The sequence below is a fragment of the Kushneria indalinina DSM 14324 genome, from assembly GCF_003385845.1.
In the GTDB taxonomy this organism is placed as follows: Bacteria; Pseudomonadota; Gammaproteobacteria; order Pseudomonadales; family Halomonadaceae; genus Kushneria; species Kushneria indalinina.
The window spans coordinates 14,455-29,869 of the sequence record NZ_QRDJ01000006.1 but is presented as its reverse complement, the minus strand read 5'-3'; the positions used below and the strand labels follow the sequence as shown (position 1 = coordinate 29,869).

13 protein-coding genes are annotated in these 15,415 nt (G+C 64.3%); all 13 read right to left on the bottom strand.

The window, feature by feature from the left end; genetic code table 11:
- Positions 1–54: 54 nt before the first annotated feature.
- Positions 55–771 carry a type 1 glutamine amidotransferase gene (locus tag C8D72_RS00170; RefSeq protein WP_115852420.1) on the bottom strand — a complete coding sequence of 239 codons (717 nt, stop codon included), beginning with the start codon at positions 769–771 and terminating at the stop codon, positions 55–57.
- A 34-nt stretch (positions 772–805) separates the two neighbouring features.
- Positions 806–2,242, bottom strand: a complete 1,437-nt coding sequence (gene eat, locus C8D72_RS00165; protein WP_115852419.1) for an ethanolamine permease — start codon at positions 2,240–2,242, stop codon at positions 806–808.
- A gap of 154 nt (positions 2,243–2,396) precedes the next feature.
- Positions 2,397–2,771, bottom strand: a complete 375-nt coding sequence (gene copM, locus C8D72_RS00160) for a CopM family metallochaperone (RefSeq protein ID WP_115852418.1) — start codon at positions 2,769–2,771, stop codon at positions 2,397–2,399.
- Between the two features lie 40 nt (positions 2,772–2,811).
- On the bottom strand, positions 2,812–3,756 hold the full coding sequence (locus C8D72_RS00155) for a carbohydrate kinase family protein (protein WP_115852417.1): 945 nt from the start codon (positions 3,754–3,756) through the stop codon (positions 2,812–2,814).
- Between the two features lie 100 nt (positions 3,757–3,856).
- Entirely contained in the window at positions 3,857–4,915 is a 1,059-nt protein-coding gene (locus C8D72_RS00150) for an NAD(P)-dependent alcohol dehydrogenase (protein ID WP_115852416.1), read from the bottom strand.
- A 92-nt stretch (positions 4,916–5,007) separates the two neighbouring features.
- Entirely contained in the window at positions 5,008–6,375 is a 1,368-nt protein-coding gene (gene astB, locus C8D72_RS00145; RefSeq protein ID WP_115852415.1) for an N-succinylarginine dihydrolase, read from the bottom strand.
- Between the two features lie 12 nt (positions 6,376–6,387).
- Positions 6,388–7,905 carry a succinylglutamate-semialdehyde dehydrogenase gene (gene astD / locus C8D72_RS00140; RefSeq protein WP_115853546.1) on the bottom strand — a complete coding sequence of 506 codons (1,518 nt, stop codon included), beginning with the start codon at positions 7,903–7,905 and terminating at the stop codon, positions 6,388–6,390.
- 31 nt (positions 7,906–7,936) lie between these two features.
- Positions 7,937–8,998, bottom strand: a complete 1,062-nt coding sequence (astA, locus tag C8D72_RS00135; RefSeq protein WP_115852414.1) for an arginine N-succinyltransferase — start codon at positions 8,996–8,998, stop codon at positions 7,937–7,939.
- Positions 8,992–10,038, bottom strand: a complete 1,047-nt coding sequence (locus tag C8D72_RS00130) for an arginine N-succinyltransferase (RefSeq protein ID WP_115852413.1) — start codon at positions 10,036–10,038, stop codon at positions 8,992–8,994. Before C8D72_RS00130 ends, astA begins: the two co-directional genes overlap by 7 nt.
- A 13-nt stretch (positions 10,039–10,051) precedes the next feature.
- Positions 10,052–11,266, bottom strand: coding sequence for an aspartate aminotransferase family protein (locus C8D72_RS00125; protein ID WP_115852412.1), 1,215 nt, complete (start codon positions 11,264–11,266; stop codon positions 10,052–10,054).
- Between the two features lie 139 nt (positions 11,267–11,405).
- On the bottom strand, positions 11,406–12,071 hold the full coding sequence (locus C8D72_RS00120; protein WP_211308739.1) for a transglutaminase-like cysteine peptidase: 666 nt from the start codon (positions 12,069–12,071) through the stop codon (positions 11,406–11,408).
- A 50-nt stretch (positions 12,072–12,121) separates the two neighbouring features.
- Positions 12,122–14,047: a bifunctional diguanylate cyclase/phosphodiesterase gene (locus C8D72_RS00115; protein ID WP_115852411.1), complete on the bottom strand. Its 1,926-nt coding sequence runs from the start codon at positions 14,045–14,047 to the stop codon at positions 12,122–12,124.
- A complete protein-coding gene (locus tag C8D72_RS00110; protein WP_147301482.1) occupies positions 14,044–15,396 on the bottom strand; it encodes a TolC family outer membrane protein in 1,353 nt (450 codons plus the stop codon). The genes C8D72_RS00115 and C8D72_RS00110 overlap by 4 nt, the downstream gene beginning before the upstream one ends.
- Between the last annotated feature and the right edge of the window lie 19 nt (positions 15,397–15,415).

Here is a 15,415-nt window from a genome sequence, read left to right as displayed (position 1 = left end):
GGCCGGCAAGCACCGCCGGCTGACCGGACCACCTCTGCAGGCGTTTTCACGCTGTCACGCGACCGATCCCGCCTGGCGCATGAAGTTGACGATCCAGCGCGCCATGAGGTGATCATCGACCGGCGCATGATGCGAGGCCATACCCTCGCGGCGGCGCCGGTCCGGCAGTTTCTCGCTCTTGTCTGCCATCAGGTCCGCGCTGCACGCCTTCGAGAACTCCGGGTGACCCTGAACGCTCATGAAACGCGGGCCGTACTGCAGCAGATAGAAGGGGCAGAACGGGCTTTCGGCCAGCACCTCGGCGCCTTCGGGCAGTGCCAGCACCTGATCCTGATGGCTGACGATCAGATCCAGCCCATCCTGCCAGGGCGTCATCCACGACTTGCGTCCTACCACGGTATTGAACGACACCCCCACACCCCAGCCGCGATCGCTTTTGCCGGCGTGACCGCCGAGTGCCTGCGCCATCGCCTGATGACCAAAGCAGATGCCGACCACCGTTCGGTGGTCGGCGTGAAGACGGCGGATCAGCTCAAGCAGTGACGTGATCCACGCATGATTTTCGTACACGCCGGCCTTGCTGCCGGAGATCAGCCAGGCATCCACGCCGTCGAAATCAGTGGGCACTTCCCCGTCGTGGACCCGCCAGGTGACGAACTCGATGGCTGAATCCACCGCCTGTAAAAGCCCTGCGTACAGGGCCGGATAGTTGCCATGCACGCGGGCCACGTGCGGGGCCAGATCATCACACTGCAGCAGACCGACTTTCATGTGCACTCTCACCCCTTCTCGTCATTGAACCCTGTCATTTCAGTGTCGCCTCGGCGCTGGCAATGGCGTCGAACTCCTCTTCCGGTGCCTGCGCCACCAGCCGCTTGCGGCTGTAAAACCCGAACCAGGCCAGCATGATGGCGTAGAAAAGCCCCGCCCAGAGCGCGGCCTGCAGGCTGACCACAAACGTCGAGATAAAGGCGATGATCGCAAGCCCCAGCGCCACCCCCGAGGTCCAGCGCCCGCCCGGCGTTTTATAGGGCCGCTCAAGGTCGGGTTCGCGCACGCGCAGCAGCCAGTGCGACAGCGTCATCATGGCATAGGAGATGGTGGCGCCGAACACCGCCATGGTGATCATCAGATCGCCCTGCCCGGTCAGCGACAGCAAAAACCCGATCACCCCGGGCACCACCAGCGCCATCACCGGTGCCCCGCGACGGCTGGTGATCGAGAGTATCCGGGGGATATAGCCGGCTCGGGAGAGCGCAAAGACCTGACGCGAATAGCCGAAGATAATCGAGAAAAATGAGGCGATCAGACCGAACAGCCCGATCACGTTCACAAAGCCCGCGGCCCAGCTGCCGGGGCCATACACCGCCGCCAGTGCGTCTACCAGCGGCGCTGCCGAGGTGCTCATGGCGCTGGCACCGGCCCCGCCGGGCGCCAGCAGCAGCATGCAAAAGGCAAACACCAGCAGTATGGCCATGGCCGCGATGATGCCGCGCGGCATATCGCGCCCCGGATGGCGGGACTCTTCCGCGGCCAGCGGCACGCCCTCAACCGCCAGAAAAAGCCACATGGCAAAGGGAATGGCACCCCAGATGCCCATATAGCCGTTGGGCAGAAAGGCAGAGGCCCCCACCGCATCGCCGGGGGCAATATCGAAAAGGCGAGCACTGTCGAAATGCGGCAGCATGCCGGCGATAAACACAAGAATCGCGACCACGGCCAGCGCCGTGACGCCCATCATGATGCGAAGCGCCTCGCCGGCACCCCACAGATGCAGGCCCACAAAGGCGATATAAAAGACCGCGTAGACCAGCGGGCCGTCGAGGCCGATCAGGGAGTTGATGTATCCGCCGATGAAAATCGCGATCGCCGCCGGGGCAATGGCGTACTCCAGCAAAATGGCGGTGCCGGTGATATAGCCGCCCCAGGGGCCCATGGCGCGGCGGGCGAAGCTGTAGCCGCCGCCGGCGGTGGGCAGGGAGGAGGAGAGTTCCGCCAGCGAGAGCACCATGGCGGTATACATGAGGGCCATCAAAACGGTGGCAATCAGCATGCCGCCAAAGCCGCCCACCCCGATGCCCAGGTTCCAGCCGGCAAAATCGCCGGAGATCACATAGGAGACCCCAAGCGTTGCCAGCAGAACCCAGCCGGCGGCGCCCTTTTTGAGCTGGCGTCGGTCCAGATAGTCCTGCGCCACGGCGTCGTGACGAACACCGCTGTCCTGCTTCGTATCCTGTGTCATGACGACACCTCGCGATTGTTGTTATAGGTCGCGTTGTAACGGGTCGCCTGCAGACGATCCCGTATCCCGGGCACCCCTCAGGGCAACCCGGAACGTCCTGTCATCATGCCCTGTTCCGGCGCCGGGATCGAGAGGCCAGCGCCCTGGTGGTGATTTACTCCTGCGGCCTGGCGTCATGCTCGGCGATCCAGCGTTCAAGCTGCTCGATCTCTTCCTGCTGGGCATCGATCACCTCGCGGGCCAGCGTGCGCATCTGTTCGTCGCTGCCGTGTTCGAGCTCGATGCGTGCCATGTCGACCGCGCCGCGATGGTGGGCCAGCATGCCGCGGGCAAAGTCCATATCGACATTGCCGCTGGGGTCGATCGCCATGTCGTGATGCATGCGCTGATTGGCATCACTAAAGGCCTGCGCCGCCTGGTCGGCGTCCCCGTCTTTTGAGACATGGGTTTCGTGTGAGGCCGGTGCATCCGCCAGTGCCGCCGTGGACAGCAACAAAAGTCCGAGAATTAAAATGACACGATATGACATTGAGAACCTCCCTTTTCTCTTTGATCACCGTGCACGCTATTTACGTCACGATCTCATGACGGCGCGGCAGATCCGGGCCACGCTGCTGACAGGTGTGCGCCGCCGCACACATGGCAAATTCAGCCATCTCGCGGCGCTGATCCGGCGTCAGTTGCCCCGGCCCCTCGGGCGTGGCCAGCCCCTGCTCATCGAGCCATGCCAGCAGCGCCGCCATGAAGCTGTCGCCGGCGCCCACGGCGTCCACCACGCTGATCGCCTCGGGCGTGAATGACTCGGCACCGCCCTGCGTGAACAGCGTCACGCCCTCGCCGCCCCGGGTCATGATCACCATCGGGCAGCGCTCACTGAGCCAGCCGCGGATCACTTCTTCGGGATCTTTCTCCGGATAGAGGGCGTCGAGATCCTCGTCGCTGATCTTGATCAGATGAGCATGAGCGGCAAAGGTGTCGATACGCTCGCGCCAGCGCGCCACGTCGGGCTCGACCTTGAGGCGGATGTTGGGGTCCAGCGAGATCAGGCAGCGGTCACGTTCACGCGCGACCAGCGTCTCCAGCGTGTCACTGGTGGGCGAAACCGCCAGCGCGTAGGAGCCGATGTGGATGGCATGCACGTCATCAAGGGTTGCCGGCAGATGCGAGGTCTCCAGCATGCGATCGGCGCCGCACTGGTTATAGAAGACGTAGCGCGGCGAGCCGTTGTCATCAAGGGTGACCATGGCAAGGGTGGTGGCACTGCCGGGGATCTCGACCATGAAGTCGGTATTGACCGATTCGCTGCCAAGCACCGTACGCAGGCGCTCGCCCAGCGCATCTGGGGCAAGGCCTGTAAAAAACGCCGACGAACGCTCAAGGCGTGCCAGACCAATGGCCACGTTCATGGGGGAGCCGCCGGCCACGGCCGTGAACGACAGCGATGAAGCGTCCGGGGCCACCTGCCCCTCGTCGGAAAAGAAGTCAAAAAGGGCTTCACCGCAGACCAGAAACATCGGGTTTCTCCACAACAGTTCACAAAGGGCACAAGCTTAACGCACCCGCGCCCGGACGTCGTGGCCGTCGACGCAGCGGCCGGCCTCCCCGGGCGTCCGCCTACCGCTGGTCGTCGTGAGCAATGCGAATCTGCAGCTTGACGTCGGTCGGGCGCGCCTCCACGGCGCGGTCAAAGGCCGCCACGCTCTGCTCGAAATCGAAGGTTTCGACAATCAGCGGATTGAGATCGACCTTGCCGGAGGCGATCAGCTCGATGGCGCGGTCATAGACATTGGCGTAGCGAAAGACCGTTTCGATGCGCACTTCCTTCGTCTGGGCCGCCACCACATCGAGACTGACCTTCTCGACCGGCATGCCGACCAGCACCATGGCACCGCCCGGACGCACGCAGCCCAGGGCATCGTCATACACGCGCGGGCTGCCGCTGGCCTCAAACACCACATCGGCGCCCCAACCGTCGCCGGTCAGCTCGGCGACACGCTCGGTCAGCGACTCGCGGGCGACGTTGACGGGAATCATGCCCTCGTAGCCGGCGGCAATCTCGAGCTTGTCATCGACCACGTCAGAGATCACCACCCGGCTGGCGCCCGAGGCCAGTGCCGCCAGCGCGACCATCAGCCCGATCGGGCCGCAGCCGGTCACCACGCAGGTATCGCCCGGCTGAAGCCCTGCCTTGACCACCGCCTGCAGGCCCACCGCGAACGGCTCGACCATCGCGCCCTCGGCAAAAGAGACGCTGTCCGGCAGCTTGAAGGTGAACGCCGCCGGATGAATCACCTCGGGCGTCAGACAGCCGTGGATCGGCGGCGTGGCCCAGAAGCGCACCGCCGGGTCGACGTTATACATCCCGAGCTTTGAGGCGCGCGAGGTCGGGTCGGGAATGCCCGGCTCCATGCAGACCCGGTCTCCGGGGGCGAGCGTCGTGACGTTGGCCCCCACCTCGGTCACGGTGCCCGAACCCTCGTGGCCCAGCACCATCGGTTCCTCGACCACAAAGGGGCCGATACGGCCGTGGGTATAGAAGTGGACGTCGCTGCCGCAGATGCCCACGGTGTGCATACTGATGCGCACGTCCTCCGGGCCGATCTCGTCAGGCAGCTCGATCCCGCGCAGGGCCAGCTCGTTCTGACGCTCCAGTACCAGTGCCTTCGCCTTCATGTCATGACCTCTCTACAGCGTTGATGGACTTCCTGCAGTGTCAGCGTTGGCGGACGCTGGCGCGTTACCACCATGGTCTTATAAAGCTGAATTTATTCCGCCATGCCTTCCCGCTGAAAGGGATAGATCGCCCCCAGTTTCAGCAACCTTGTCAGTTCCTCCAGCGCCGTCAGCGACTCATGCGCCAGTTGCGGATCGGCAAGATCCTCAAGCGTCAGGCGGTCGCGGTAGTGGCGCTCGACCCAGCCGGCAAGATCCTGGTACAGATCGTCATCGAGCATGACCCGGCCGCTCATGGCCTGACGCTCGGCATCAGCAAGCACCACGCGCAGGCGCAGACAGGCCGGGCCGCCGCCGTTGCGCATGCTTTGCTTGACGTCGCGCACCACCACCTCGCCGATCGGGTTATTACCGCCCAGCAGCAGGCTCTGAATCGTCATCCACACCGACTCATCGGCCTCGCACTCCCCCGGCACCACCAGCGTCATGCTCCCATCACTCTGACTCAGAAGCTGGGAGTTGAAGAGATAGCTCGCCACCGCCGTCTCCAGCGACACGGCCTCCTCGGGCACCCGGATAGGAATCAGCGGCTGGCCATCGGCGCGCGCCGCCAGCCGGTCGCGCAGCGCTTCCAGTACGGCGCGTTCATCAAAAAAGGCGCGCTCGTGATAGAGCAGCACCGGACCGTTGCCGACGCAGATCACATCGTTATGAAACACGCCGGCATCGATGGCCTCAGGATGCTGCTGGGCAAACACGGTCTGCTGATCACTCAGGCCGTGCTGGCGCGCCAGCGCCCGACACGCCCTGAGCGTCTGGCGCGGGCGATGGTGCTGCGGAGCGGCCATGGTGTCCGGCGCCGGATCACCGTGGACGAACAGATGCACGCCCGGACCATTATGGTCGGCACACAGCCGGGTATGATTGGCCGCGCCCTCATCGGCAAACCAGGGTGTGGCGGGCAGCGCCGGGTGATGGGCAAAGTAATGATCATCCGCGAAGATGGCCTTGAGCGTTCGCGCGGTCTGGGCGGACTCGATCGAGCGGTGCAGCGCCGACTGCAGGTTGGCCGGCGTGACATGTACGCGCGAATCCAGCGTGTCCCGCGATGGCGTCACGGTGGCGGCGTTGGCCGTCCACATCGCCGCCGCCGAGCAGGCCGCGTACAAAAGCTCCGGTGATTCGCTGCCGACCCGGGGCAGCACCTCTTCCGGTGCACCGCGATAGCCAAGCTGATGCAACAGCCGCATGTCGGGGCGCTGCTGCGGCGGCAGTACCGCCTGGGGGAAGCCGGCATCGCGGGAGGCCTTCATTTTCTCAAGACCCTGCAGCGCCGCCTCGCGCGGGTTGGAAATCAGCCCGGCGTGGCGCTTTGAGGCCAGATTACCGCGGGCCAGCCCGGCGTAGTTGTGTGTCGGCCCGACCAGGCCGTCGAAATTGATCTCGAGTGCGTCACTCATGTTGCTTCCCCCTCATGTCGCCTGCTCGCCATCCAGCCCGTCCAGCGTGATGCCCGGCGGCAGCTGATCGGGCAGCACCAGCGTATCGCTTTCCATCGAGGACACCGGCCAGGCGCAGTAGTCCGCCGCATACCAGGCGCCGGGGCGATGATTGCCGCTGGCGCCCACACCGCCAAAGGGCGCATCGCTGGCGGCCCCGGTGGTCTGACGGTTCCAGTTGACCACCCCGGCGCGGATGCGCAGCACAAAATCTTCCCAGACCGTCGAGGTGCCACCGATCAGCCCGGCGGCGAGGCCAAAGCGGGTGTTATTGGCCTCATTAATGGCTGCTTCCCAGTCCTGATAACGGGTTATTTTCAGCAGCGGGCCGAAATACTCCTCATCCGGCACCTCGAGTCCGGTCACATCGATCAGCCCCGGCGAGACCAGGCTGGTGCCTTCCTTCACACACGTCATGCGCGACAGCACCCGCGCGCCCATCGCCTCGAGCTGCTGCTGAGCATCGAGCATCTTCTGTGCCGCCGCGGGGGACACCAGCCCGCTATAGAAGGGCTCCTGCTCACCAAAGCCATCCAGACCGTCAAACTGCGGCCCGACCACCAGGGTGGAAAGACTCCGACGCAGGGCCTCGATCAGTCGATCGCCCGGCGCGCCTTCGGGCACCAGCAGACGCCGGGCACAGGTGCAGCGCTGCCCGCCGGACAGATAGGCCGACTGCACGATGGTCAGCACCGTCGCCTCGAGATCGTCCGGCACGTCATGGACCAGCAGCGGATTGTTGCCGCCCAGTTCCAGCGCCAGCATCGTATCCAACCGCCCGCCCATGCCCTCGTGCAGCCGCCGGCCGGTGCCCTCGCTGCCGGTAAAGAGCAGCCCGTCGATCCCCATGTGACCGGCCAGCGCCTGGCCGGTCTCGACCCCGCCCTGCACCAGGTTGATCACACCCGGCGGCAGCCCGGCCTCCTGCCAGCAGGCGAGCACCAGATCGGCCGTGGCCGGGGTCAGCTCGCTGGGCTTGAACACCACCGTATTGCCGGCCAAAAGCGCCGGCACGATATGGCCATTGGGCAGATGCCCGGGGAAGTTATAAGGGCCGAAGACCGCCATGACCCCATGCGGGCGATGGCGGACCACCGCGCGTACCCCGGCGTTTTCTCGCACCTTCGTCGGCGTACGCTCATGCCAGGCAGCGATCGAGATGGCGATCTTGCCGATCATGGCCTGCACTTCGGTGCCGGCCTCCCAGCGCGGTTTGCCGGTTTCCCGGGCGATGGTATCGGCCAACACATTGCGGTGATGCTCAAGACGCTCGCGAAAGGCTTCCAGCAGCGCGATGCGTGATTCGATCGGCGAGCGCGCCCACCCGGGGAAGGCGGCGCGGGCGGCGGCGACGGCGTGATCCACCTGAGAGGCGCTGGCGCCACTGCCCTGCCACAGTCGCTCGCCGCTGACCGGGTCGTCCTTTTCAAGGCGCTGACCCTCGCCCGGCGTCCATTGCCCACCCACCAACAGCTGCTGTGTGATCTCGATACTCATCTCTTCCTCCATGAACATGGTGCGCTCAGGTAGCCAGCAGCCTGAGCGTGTCCCCTTCCTCAACGTTCAGGCGCTGCGCTTCCTCAGGGCTCAGGGCGATCACACCCTCACGCGGGCCGCGCCCGACCCAGCCGGCACGAAAGTCGATCGCCGCACCGGTCGTGGCCGCCAGCCAGCCCGGTCGCTCGTCCTGTTCAAGGGCCGTTTCGATGGTGACCCGGGCCGTGTGGCTGTCGCGAATCGAGCGCACATCATCAATGTAGGCCTCCACGGTCGGGCCGCCGTCAAAGATGTCGATGTAGCCTTCAAAGCGCAGCCCGTCCCGATTGAGCATCGCCAGCGCCGGGCGGGTCCGGGTATGCACCTGACCGATGCAGTCGCGCGCCGCCGCCGGCAGAAAAGAGATGCAGATCGGGTGACGCGGCATCATCTCGCCGATGAAGCCCTTCTCGCCCATGCCGGTGAGGTGATCGGCGCGCTGAAACTCGATGGGCAGAAACTTCTGGCCCAGCGCCTCCCAGAACGGGCTCTCGCCGTCGTCGTCAAAGCGCCCGCGCATCTCGGCCAGTACGCGCTGCGGGAAACGCTCGCGAAAGCCGGCCATGAACAGCCATCGCGCCCGGGACAGCAGTGTGCCGTTGCGCATCGGGCGCTGGGCCTCACCGCGCCAGCGCTCACGCAGATAGAGCGAGCACACCTCGGCAGAGCCGGTGTGATCGGAGCACAGAAAGAGCGTGTCCAGCGTGCGGTGCAGCTCCAGATGGCTGGACGAGTGCGCCAGCTGACCGATGCGGTAGTGATAAAACGGCGCTTCAAGCCCGACGCGGGACTCGATGGCACAGCAGCCCGCCAGCCGCTCGGCGCTATTCACGGGTTGGCTGTCGTCCTCGAGCACAAAGAAGTAGAGCGCCGCCTCGGGAGCAGTCTCTGAAGCATCATGCGAGCGCTGAAAGCTCTCGCGGGCGTGGGCAATCTTGTCGATCAAAAAATCGCGACTGTTCGGCAGCGAGGTAAATCCCGGGCCGGTCTCGACGGCGATCGCCTGCAGGGCATCAATGTCGCCGGCCTCGATGGGTCGAATCAGCATGACAGGCCCTCCACGTCATTGGTTCCGGCGAAGGGAATCACCAGCACGGGTTCGTCGACCGCCACCGACAGGGATCGGGCACAGGCGTCATCCAGCACGCACTGTCCGCGCTCGTTGATATGTTTCGTCACGACCCGGACCCTGAAATCCCCCGAGCGCTGACTAACGATCAGCAGTGCGTCAGAACACGCCCCGTCGCCCGGCGGGTTACCGATCTGCACGGTCAGCCACTGACCGCGGGGCAGGTAATCACGTGAGGCCTCCAGCAGCGGGCCGCCATCAAGCAGGTCGACGTGGCGCGACAGGCTAAACCCCTGCTGCTGCCAGGCGCCAAGTGCATTGACATGATTGTCCCCGACCCGACCAATCGCCTCGCGCGTCTGATCGTCCAGCAGCGGCAGATAAAGCGGAAACGGCGGCATGACCTCACCGATAAAGCTTCTCGACCCCGTGCTGGCCGCCCGGTGGATCTCGTCAAAATCCCGTGAGAAAAAATGGCGCCCCACGCCGTCCCAGAACGGCGTGCGGCCGGCGTCGCGATAGCCGGACAGCGCCACAAAAAGCGTCGGTGCAAAGCGCTCCGGGAACCGGGCGATCAGGGCCAGACGTGCCGCGCGCAGCAGATGCCGGGCGTGATCGACCCGGGCATGATCGGTGGTGGCCAGCGCGCACAGCAGCGAGGCGTGCGACATCTCGTGCGAGATGGAGAGAATAGCCACCTCGCGGCGTACATCGAGCTGCTGGGAGGCATGAATCAGCGTCTCGCGGCGGTAGGTGTAATAGGCCTCCCGAGCGCCCGCCAGCGCCTTGATCGTGGCCGTGGCGATCACCTCGCCTTCATCGGTTTCCACCACCAGCACATACTGCTCATCGCCGGGGCGATCAACGCTGTGCGCCAGCGCCGCCTCGCTTGCGGCCAGGCGCGCTGTCAGACGCTCACGATCGGCCGGCAGATTGGTCAGCGCCGGCCGGGCCGCCTCGGCCATGGCCATGATGGCGTCGATGTCAGCGGTGGTGGCACTGCGTGCAATCAGTGACATGCCAGCGCCTCCGTCAGTCGTTGGCCACGACTCGTGCCAGAGCGCGATCGAGACACGCCATGCCGGCGTCAATCACCTCCGGCTCGATGACCAGCGACGGCGCAAAACGCAGCACGTTGGGGCCGGCCACCAGCATCATCAGCCCCTCATCGGTGGCGGCAGCCAGCACTTCACGCCCGCGCTCGCCAAAGGTGGGCTTGAACTCCGCGCCCAGCAGCAGGCCCATGCCACGGATATCGCTGAAGCAGTCGTATTTCTCGTTAAGCCTTTCCAGATGCTCGCGGAAACGCTGCGAGCGCGTCTCCACGCCCTTGAGCACCTCGGGCGAGCCGATGGTTTCCACCGCGGCGAGTGCCACCGCCGCACCCAATGGGTTGCCGCCATAGGTCGAACCATGGGTGCCGACCACGAACACACGCGCGATCTCGTCAGTGGTCATCATCGCGCCGATCGGGAAACCGCCGCCCAGCGCCTTGGCCGAGGTCAGAATATCGGGCGTAATACCGTAGTGCATGTAGGCATAGAGCTGACCGCTGCGACCGACGCCGCACTGCACTTCATCAAAGATCAGCAGCGACTGGTGATCGTCACAGAGCTTGCGCAGTCCTTCGAGGAATTCGGGGGTGGCCGGGGTGACCCCGCCCTCGCCCTGCATCGGCTCGACGATGACCGCGCAGGTGTCGTCGTTGATCAGCTCGCGCGCGCTTTCCAGATCGTTGTAGGTGCCGTGCACAATGCCGCCGGGCACCGGACCAAAGCCCTGGGAGTATTTGGGCTGGCCGCCGACGCTGACGGTAAAGAGGGTGCGGCCGTGAAAGGACTGGCGAAAGGAGACGATGCGGTGCTTGTGTTCGCCCGCCGTGTCATGGCCGTAGCGCCGTGCCAGCTTGAGCGCAGCCTCGTTGGCCTCGGCGCCCGAGGAGCACAGAAACACCTTGTCGGCGAAGGTCTTCTCGACCAGCGTACGGGCAAGCTTGAGCGCGGGCTCGTTGGTATAGACGTTGGAGAGGTGCCAGACCTTCTCGCTCTGTGCCTTCAGCGCCTCCATCAGTGCCGGATGGCAGTGCCCCAGGGCGTTGACCGCGATGCCGCCGGCAAAATCGATGTATTCGCGACCCTCCTGGTCCCACAGGCGGCTACCCTCGCCGCGCACCGGTATCACCTTCTGGGGTGAATAATTGGGCAGCATGTACTGATCAAAGGCTTCGCGGGTGGGGGTCCAGCTCATGACGGGTCTCCATTGAAAAACACATCAAGCGACAGGGACGTCGCTGACAGACGTATCAGTATACGCAGAGGAGACCGGCAAAAGGCAGGGGGCAGACAGGATCCGTGCCGGGATTGTTCATGGGCCCCGGTCGCCGGGATTACGGCGTATGCGTGACGCCATTGCGTACGCGCATCTGCCACTTCTCCCAGCGACTCAGGCGACTGGCATCGCCTACCGGCGCCTCCTGGCCCGAAGCGGTCGCGGTCCAGAGGCTGCTGCCGTTGAAGCTGTAGATGGGCACCAGATCCCGACGTGAGGCGGCCGGCACGATGCGCTTGTCGATATTGTCCAGAATCACCGGCATCTGTCGCGGATCGGCCGCCCAGGAGAGCACCATGTGGAACTGGTCATAGGGCACGTACTTGACGTAGTGCAGGCGCATCTGCTCATCGGGCACGCCCAGCTCGCGCAGAGTCAGATACTTGGCCAGCGCAAACTCCTCGCAGTCACCGCGCCCGACTCCCAGAAACTCGACCGGCGTGGCCCAGTAGTCCTCCATGTGCCAGACGTCGATATCATCCACAAAGGCCAGCTGATTGAAGAAGTCGTTGACCCCGGCCAGCTGTACGGCCACCGGCTGCCCCCTGAGCCGCGTGATCAGCGCCTGCCAGCGCTGCACCCGGGCAGCTCCGTCGGCGCCATACTGGCTCGCAATGGCGGCAGGGGCAGGAATGGAGGCGCTCGAGAGCATGCCGCCCGGGGCCGGCAGGGCGACCACCAGCAGTACTGTCACGCCCCACCGGCACCATCGCCCCATCATCATCGGACTTTCCCTGTCAGAAGATCATGCCTGTTTATCGGCAAACGGACAGCTCAATGAATGCCGGGCGGCAATGCCACGGCCGGTGCCAGATACCCCTGATAACCGTCCGCACCGATCTCGCTGACCCGCGCACGCTGCGCCTCGGACTCGACGCGCGTGACGATCACCAGTGCCTCGATCTGATGGGCGGCCATGCACAGGCTGCGCAGAAACTCGTTATCGACGTCATCACGCACGAAAAAGGTCTGGTCAATCTTGACGTAATCCGGCCGCAGCCTGTTCAGAATCGGCAAGGAGTTCAGATCACGGGCAAATCGGTCAATACCGCCCCGCCCATCCAGGTTCCACGCCACGCGGAACAGGCGCTGTACGTTGTCGATATGGCGCAAAACGCTATCTTCGGTAACTTCCAGGTCCAGACGACAGGCCAGCGTCGGATACTTTTTCAACCACTCGATCAGGCCATCCACTTCTGCATCGTTGCCGATGAGATCCTGAGTCAGGTTCACTGCCAGACGATAATTGGTGTCATGACCATGACGGCTCAGCCAGTTCAGCACGTAGCGGTCCATCTGCGCACCGATGCCGAAATGCCGCGCGATGGGCAAAAAGGTCGAGGCCATATGCACCTCGTCGCCTTCCCTGAGCCGCATGAAAAGTTCTCGATGCAGCTCCTGACCATCATTGAGCAACACCGGCTGCGCCACGAACGTCGCCGCGTGACCGGCCAGGGCGCGGTCGATCACCATACGCCATTCACCGCGGCTGCGTTCGTTGTGGCGCGCCTCGCGCGATGCAGTAACCCACCGTTGATCGGATTCAATGGCTTCACGCAGCGCGCTGTCAGCCTTGGAGAGCATCGGCACTCGCTGAAGGCCCGGCTCACGCAGTACAACGCCGGCCCGAGCATGATGCACGCGCGACTCATCGAGCGGATTGATATCCACGATGTCGTCGATCCGATCCAGCAGGGTCAGCAACAGCTCTTCACGGTGATCATCACTGTCATCGGGCACGATCAGGGCAAACTCTTCAGCCGAGAGTCTGGCGGCCTGAATGGGTGTGCCCTGGACGCTGATGCCCGACAGGTAATGACCGACGGCGCGAATGGCGTTGTCCCGCTCCTCAAAACCGTCGCGGCGATAGATCTCGCTGAGGTGATCGATGCGCAGAATCACCAACGCGCCACTTTCCGGCGCGGCCAGCCACTCATCCAGAATGCGGGTCAGATAGGCGCGATTGCCCAGTCGAGAGACGGCATCCTGCTCGGCCATGCGCTGCAGACGGATCACCTGTGCGGTCTGCGCCTCGAACTGATCGTTGAGCCTGGCGCTGAGCTGATTGACCGCCAGGGTGATGCCCTGGAGCTCCCGAACGCGGGTCGATTCGATCGGTTGGGCATAGCCTTCGATCTGCAGGGTTTCGAGATATCGGGAAAGGCGGTGCAGCGGTGTCAGAAGCCGCCGGAAACCGACAACGCAAATTGCCAGCGTCAGTACCATGCCGACCGCCAGCCAGAGCAGAAGATTCAGGCCGAGCTTCCAGAGCTGGTTATAGGGCAGGCTGTTATCGGCTTCGAGCATGATGGCGCCCAGCGGCGACCAGCCGCCGGAAATTTCACGCTGGGTGGACAGCTGCGGCAGTGCCACCAGCGCCTGAAACCAGGCGGGCGCCCGGGTACTGCCGGGGTTTTGTACCACCAGCGGCTCGTCCAGACCCACTGCCTCAAGCCTGAGCGTATTGACGAAGCTGCCATCCGAGGTGGCCTGCAAAAGCGTTCGGGCGCTGGTCCAGTCCTCCTCTTCGATGAACTGCACCAGCGCCAGACTCAGCCCCTGGGTCATGTTGGCCGTTTCCATCCGCTGACTGTCGAGCAGCGACTGGCGGGCGTGATTGACGTTGATGGCAAAGATACCGATCGAAAAGAGCAGCAACAGCCCGGCTACTCCAATCACAAGACGATGAAAGAGACTCATGGCCCGACTCCCTGCGCAATACTGCCCATCCCGAGCAGCTGGTTCCCGTCAACATCGTCCTGATTCACACGAATCTGAAGGGTATCGAGCAGATGGCCGGTCACGGCCAGCAGGCGATAGCGTGCACGCGTCAGGGCAAAACGCCCCTGCACCTGATCCTGCTGCGCACTGTAGAGTTCGGTTTCGCTGTCCAGCACGTCCAGCAGGCTGCGCCGGCCGATATCAAACTGCTTGCGGTAGTTGACCCTGGTCTGCTCGCTGGCGCTGACGTGTCGCGCCAGATACGGCAGCTGACTGGTCACGTAATCGCGGGCGTTCCAGGCCAGCCGCAGTTCATCGCGCACCTCGCGCAGGGCGCGATCGCTGTCGTACTGCACGGCTTCCAGCGAGTGCTGGCGCGAACGCAGCCGAGCCACGTCGCTGCCGCCGCGATAAAGGTTCCATGACATCACAATCTCGGCGTTCCAGTCGTTGGCCCGACTGCCCTCGAAGTCATAATCCTGACTGGTCATCCGGCTGGCCTGAAAGCGCAGCTCGGGCAAAAAGTCACTGCGCTCGACGCCGATCTCGTGACCGGCCGCCGTCACCGAATGGCGCGCCGCCATCAGGATGGGATTGTTTTCAGTGGCCATGGCCAGGGCCTGGTCAAGCTCATCGGGTACGGGCGCAAGATCCACCTCTTCCGGAGGGACCAGATCGCGAGGTGGCTCGCCCACCAGACGTATAAAGGAGGAGATGGCGTCCTCACGGTTGTTATAGGCCGCCACGAGACTGGACTGGGCCCGGGCCAGGCGCCCGTCCACCTGACTGGTATCGGTGGCTGTCCCGGCGCCCAGTTCGCTGCGGCGACGGATATCAGCGGCAATGCGTTGATGGGTATCCACATTGCGCTCGGCAAGCGCCACGAGCCGCTGAGTCTGCAACACGTCCAGGTAGGTCTCGATCGTGGCAAGTCCGACCCGGCTGGCTGCCGCCGCCACTTCCCAGCGCTGATAGTCGATCTGACTGTCGGCGTTGCGAACGCGCTCGAGCGTGCGATTGTTGTCCCAGATCAGCTGCGACAGCGTAATGGAGCCGCGGCGATAGTCGTGCGCGTCGCTCGAGCGGTCGATACCGTTGACCTCGCTCTCGTTGCGGCCTCGCCCGGCACGGGCCTCGAGATCCACCGACGGCAGCCAGGCGCCCCGCTGTGCGCGGGCATCCTCTCTAAACTGTTCATAACGCGCGACTTCCGTGCGCGTGATGGGGTTTTCCATGATGGCCTGCGTCACGGCCTCATCAAGCGACTGCGCCTGCGCCGCCCCTGCCAGTGAGAGCACATAGAGCCCGGCCCACCACTTTCTCATCATGAACCCCCTGATCCCTTTT